Origin of the sequence: Eudoraea sp., assembly GCF_049669105.1 — a bacterium.
In the GTDB taxonomy this organism is placed as follows: domain Bacteria; phylum Bacteroidota; class Bacteroidia; order Flavobacteriales; family Flavobacteriaceae; genus Eudoraea.
Map to the genome: position 1 here is coordinate 1 of NZ_JBATKE010000219.1, position 5,075 is coordinate 5,075.

4 protein-coding genes and 1 pseudogene are annotated in these 5,075 nt (G+C 35.4%); 4 read left to right on the forward strand and 1 reads right to left on the reverse strand.

Annotation, left to right across the window (positions count from 1 at the left end; all coding sequences use genetic code 11):
• Positions 1–434: 434 nt before the first annotated feature.
• Positions 435–1,202 (reverse strand): annotated as a pseudogene (locus WBM60_RS16490) (TerC family protein); the annotation flags it as partial.
• 366 nt (positions 1,203–1,568) lie between these two features.
• Between WBM60_RS16490 and WBM60_RS16495 the strand changes: the two are divergent.
• The 4 genes from WBM60_RS16495 (at position 1,569) to WBM60_RS16510 (ending at position 4,667) form a co-directional block, all read left to right on the forward strand.
• The gene (locus WBM60_RS16495; RefSeq protein WP_424259780.1) at positions 1,569–2,405 is read left to right on the forward strand and encodes a universal stress protein; all 837 of its coding nucleotides are present in this window, start codon (positions 1,569–1,571) and stop codon (positions 2,403–2,405) included.
• A 218-nt stretch (positions 2,406–2,623) separates the two neighbouring features.
• On the forward strand, positions 2,624–3,472 hold the full coding sequence (locus tag WBM60_RS16500) for a universal stress protein (protein ID WP_424259779.1): 849 nt from the start codon (positions 2,624–2,626) through the stop codon (positions 3,470–3,472).
• 295 nt (positions 3,473–3,767) lie between these two features.
• A complete protein-coding gene (locus WBM60_RS16505; protein ID WP_424259778.1) occupies positions 3,768–4,193 on the forward strand; it encodes a hypothetical protein in 426 nt (141 codons plus the stop codon).
• Between the two features lie 105 nt (positions 4,194–4,298).
• Entirely contained in the window at positions 4,299–4,667 is a 369-nt protein-coding gene (locus WBM60_RS16510) for a hypothetical protein (protein ID WP_424259777.1), read from the forward strand.
• The last annotated feature ends 408 nt before the right edge of the window (positions 4,668–5,075 follow it).

A 5,075-nucleotide genomic window follows, 5' to 3' on the forward strand; every position in this document is an offset into this window, starting at 1 on the left:
GTGAATGTTCTGTCCGGAGGGTTGAAAGGTACGGGCTAAAATAAGTTGAGTCTTAACCTAGGTGAAGGACTGTGAAATACATTAGTCGCTGAACAAAAATATCGGTAACTTACTTTCCTGTTCTTACTTATGTTAAATTATACTTTTTAGTCAAAAGCTTACCGTATAGACTAAGTGTTAATTTGGTCTATGATCATGGCTTACTTCTTCATGTCCATAGATCGATTTAAAGGAGGTCGCTCCCGAATGGTTGGTCTTTTACGGCTTAAAGGAGTTTGTGCTTCGAAACCGGTAGCATGGGCGTTTAACATTGTAATCTATTCTTTTTCATAAGCATTCCTCATGCTACCTTAATGCAATATATTTTTACACACTATTGCAAAAGCCTGCTATTTTTTGCTACTGTCATCAATATTGTACAATCGATACACAACCTATTTGTTCTCTACATTTTTGTTCTCTACATTTTTTCTATATCGCATATTTAAGAACTCGATACCTAAAGAAAATACGATAGCAAAGTACAAATACCCTTTAGGTATGGTACCAACATGTTGTTGAAACACCTCGGTGTTTGATAAATGTGCACCTTCAGTGATCAACATAAACCCGATCAATATTAAAAATGATAAGGCTAGCATTTGTATTGCAGGATGCTTATTGACAAAATTGCTTACCGGGTTTGCAAAAACCATCATAATTATGATTGAAATTATTACGGCAATGACCATTATAGGTAATGCTCCATTAATCCCACTGGTCATGCCAACAGCTGTCAAAACCGAGTCAAAAGAAAAAACGATATCGATTAAAACAATTTGTACAATTACTTTGATAAACGATGAAGCCACCGCCTTGACCTTAGAATGGGAAATACCCTCGACTTTTTGATGAATTTCACTTGTACTCTTATAGATTAAAAAAATGCCCCCTAAGAACAATACCATGCTTTGACCTGTTATATCAGCCTTTAGCCAAGAGTAATCAAATCTGAAAAAAGCATTTTTCATCGCGATTAAATAAGAGACACCAAATAGTAACAGAATCCTAAATAACATCGCCAAAAGTAATCCTACCCTTATTGCCTTTTTTTGTGTTTCATCAGGCAATTTACCCGCAGTTATAGAAATAAATATGACATTGTCGATGCCCAATATGATTTCCAAGAACGTTAAAGTTAATAAGGCGACCCAAGTGTCAGCTTGTTAGAATAGTTCGAGCATATCTTTATTTTTAAATATTTACGTTTAAGTGTCTATTGTTGAAACAAACCTCTAATTATGGGGTTTTCGACCTTTTTTACAAGTATGCAAACTATTCTTACTATACCTTTTATAAAATGATCAAAATCAGTTCTCAGCAAAAATAAAAATCGGCTTCGTTCAAAACCATAGTTATAGATGTCAGGCATTCAATAGAACTTAACTATTTGCCCTAAACAATAGTTAGTCAAGAAGTGACAATTTGACCACGAAAAGGAAAGGAATCGTTAAAATGGGTTACTGACCAATATCATGGTTTATAAAAACCTCATATGATATTTTTGTTCTTGAACATGAAAGTTTTCCATGAAAAAGATCATACTACCAACGGACTTTTCCAAAAACGCTGAAAACGCAATTAATTATGCCCTTCATCTTTTTAAGGACGAGAAATGCGCATTCTATTTGTTGAACACGTATATGCCCACTGCCCAATATGAAGAATATCCTTGGCCTGCTGATTTAGAGATTTCGAATCCGCAAAATTCAATGAAAAAATTGGCAGGATTGTTGGAAAGCCTTTCGAAGAAATTTAAGAACCCAAAACATATGTTCGTGCCCAATTCAGAAATGAATACCGTTGTGGGCGGAATCAAGAAAATCATTAAAAAGGAGAAAATAGAGCTTGTTGTTATGGGAACCCAAGGGGCAACTGGGGCGAGTGACATCGTATTCGGCACGAATACGACACAAGTGATAGAAAAAATTGACTGTCCAGTTATTGCTGTTCCTTCAGGTTTTAAGTACAAGGCACCAAAAAACATTTTGTTTCCAACAGACTATGAAATTACGTACTCAAAGGAGCAATTAAAGGAATTACTGCATATTGTCGGACACAACAAATCTCAAATAGTCATTATACATGTTTCTTCCGGAAACGAGCTTACAGGGGATCAACAGGAGAACAAATCGATATTAGAAGGAGTTTTTGAGGGTATCGACCACCTATCTCATACTGTTCCAGGAGAAGATATTCGTTCTGCCATTAACGATTTTCAGTTAAAAAACGATATGAATTTCCTAGTAATGATTAAGAATAAGCACACATTTATGGAGCGTCTTTTTCTAAGATCAAAAATAAAACAAATAGGTCTACATATTAGAATACCTTTTATGGAAATACCGTGTCTGCCCAAAAATTGAGACCATGAAAAGGGTTTAAATACAAAAGATTTTTAAAAAGGCATACAATGCCCTTTCAGCATGATTATACGATGAGTCATATTAATGCATAATTACCTTGAAAAAAGATTCTTCAATTTGGATATTCTTTTCTAATAACCTCTGGAGATGACTGAGGAATATCATATTGCATCTAACCCAAGGATTCTATTTTTATTAATAACCCTAATAAAATTGTGATGGATAAAAGAATATTATTGCCCACTGATTTTTCTGAGAATGCATTAAATGCAATTCAATATGCTTTGGATATGCACGAAAAGGAAAAATGCGAGTTTTATTTGCTGAATGTCTTTCGTGTGAAAGGATACTCTACTAAAAGTATAATGGTGCCTGAACCTGACGACGTTGATTATGAAGCTGCCAAAAAATATTCTTTGTCTGGTTTAGACCAACAAATGGAAATATTAAACTTGCGTGATGAGAACCCCAAGCATAGGTTTTATCAGATTTCCCAATTCAATTCAATTCTGTACGGGGTAAAGAATGTCATTGACAAAAAGGATATTGATCTGGTCGTTATGGGAACCAAAGGTGCAGGTGGTACAAGATCCACGATTTTTGGAACTAATACTGTCAATATCATGGAAAAGGTAACGGAGTGTCCGGTTCTAGCAATACCCGAAAATGTAAGGTTTTCGCCCCCCAAAGAAATCGTTTTCCCCACAGACTTTAAGGCAAGCTTTAAAAGAAAGGAAATTCAGGTTCTTTTGGATATTGCCAAGAACCATAAGTCGGCCATTCGAGTACTTCATATCATGGAAAGTACCAAGCTGAGCAAGAAACAAGAAAACAACAAAGTGCTGTTGGATCATATGTTAGATATGGTTGATCACAGCTTTCATACCATGTCAGATGTTAAGGTGCAAAAAGGCATTGACACCTTTATCCAAAGTAGGGAAAGCGACATGGTTGCCTTTATGAACAAAAAGCACATGTTCTTTGGTAGTATCCTATCCAATCCATTGGTAAAGGAATTAGGTTACTATTCAGAGATTCCGATTTTGGTATTAAAAGACATAACGTAAGAAAATTAAAATTTGCATTCAGCTTTCTTAAAAGAACCCGAAGCGGTCAAGCTGGTTCAACTATATTTATAGATGGAGAATCCTTTTCTCCATGGGTTTTCCTTGAAAGTTGGGAAAATGATCCAGTGAAAACGATGCCGTTTCATATCGGGCTCAAAATACAATTTTGGTTGGAGACAATATTTCAAAGTTTCATACAGCGATTGAAATAATTATCAGGAATACTTCATTCTGATTTATATCATTTCCAAACCCTTTTCATAATAGTATTTTGGCCCTAAAGGGATGATTTACTATGGCAACAGATCGAATAGAATCACATCATTTATCAATTTTATATGAAATGCACTGGGATTGCCAACAATGGAAGTCTACTTTGCAATTTATTCATGGTGGTATTGTTTTCCTAGAAGAGTTAGTGAACTCCTACCGATTTCTTCCCAATACCCCAGGCTTATTTGAAAAACTACAAGTTTACCACGGGCGCTTAAAGAATTTGAAAAGAATCAAAGTAGAGGTAAGAAATAGTCTTTCAAAACATGAAAATGTTTCAGGAGGCTTAATGGAAGTATGGGATTGTAAATGTGACGGGAAGCTAAATCAAAATCACGATTTACTTAGAGCACAGGTAACTGATTGCGCTGAAAGATTTAAAGACCTAAGGTTAGAAATTTACACTTACGCTGCGAGTATTCTTAAAAATAGAAAGCTAAAAAATTAAAGGCGTAACATTTATTAGGAAAAATGTACCCGCAAAAATATAGACACACTAAAACACAATTACATGATAACAGAAGAATTAGTTATTAACCCTAAATACATAGTTATGAAACAATTATTTTTTGCGGTTTTATTAGCGATTGGAACCATAAACGTGAACGCACAGGACGCTACCCATGTAGCACAACAAGAGGTAAAAGTGGGCGATATACTGCAAATAGGCCACCTAGATGCGCCAAGGTTCAAGCATATTGATTTTCCAAGACCCAATTTCATTATCAAAAAAGGCGGAATTGCCAATTATAAGCGGGTGGAAGGATACAAGGTGGTAGTTACCTCCATAAAGGAAAAAAAGGACGGTAAGTTACAAGTGAAGATCAAAAGGGCGGATGGCGGACGCTTTTTCGGGAGCCACCTCGTTGTATCGGCAGATTTAAAGGATGCTCTGGCATCAGGAGAGCTGAGAAGAATTTAATTTGGTTGGTTGATGTAATCCATCCAGTTCCCCAGTTGTTTGATTTGCTCAAATTGTTTTTTTTAAAAGGACTGGACGGATTTTTCCAACAAATCAGCATAAAATAATACAAACGCTATAAAGATTAAATGACCATTGAACATCAATAATTGTTTTGAAGGCTTGAAACGGTATTTTTCATTGTAATAGGTGTCCTATTTTACTAATTACTTTTTATAGGGAAAAACCAAATATGATGTTGGTCGAAGAAGATGCCTGAAATGGCCTGTCATCTCTTTACAAAAAGCGGATTTTGTAAAGAGTCCTACTTTTGTTAAGTATAATTCACGGAGTTTAACTGCTACCCTAAAAACATGACCTATGGGCGAAATGTAAAGAGTTCTGAATCAGGGACCACACATTTACTAG

Bases quoted from the DNA above. Each gene is read 5' to 3' on its own strand.
- WBM60_RS16510 (WP_424259777.1), top strand. From the start codon at position 4,299: ATGAAACAATTATTTTTTGCGGTTTTATTAGCGATTGGAACCATAAAC.
- WBM60_RS16505 (WP_424259778.1), top strand. From the start codon at position 3,768: ATGGCAACAGATCGAATAGAATCACATCATTTATCAATTTTATATGAA.
- WBM60_RS16495 (WP_424259780.1), top strand. From the start codon at position 1,569: ATGAAAAAGATCATACTACCAACGGACTTTTCCAAAAACGCTGAAAAC.
- WBM60_RS16500 (WP_424259779.1), top strand. From the start codon at position 2,624: ATGGATAAAAGAATATTATTGCCCACTGATTTTTCTGAGAATGCATTA.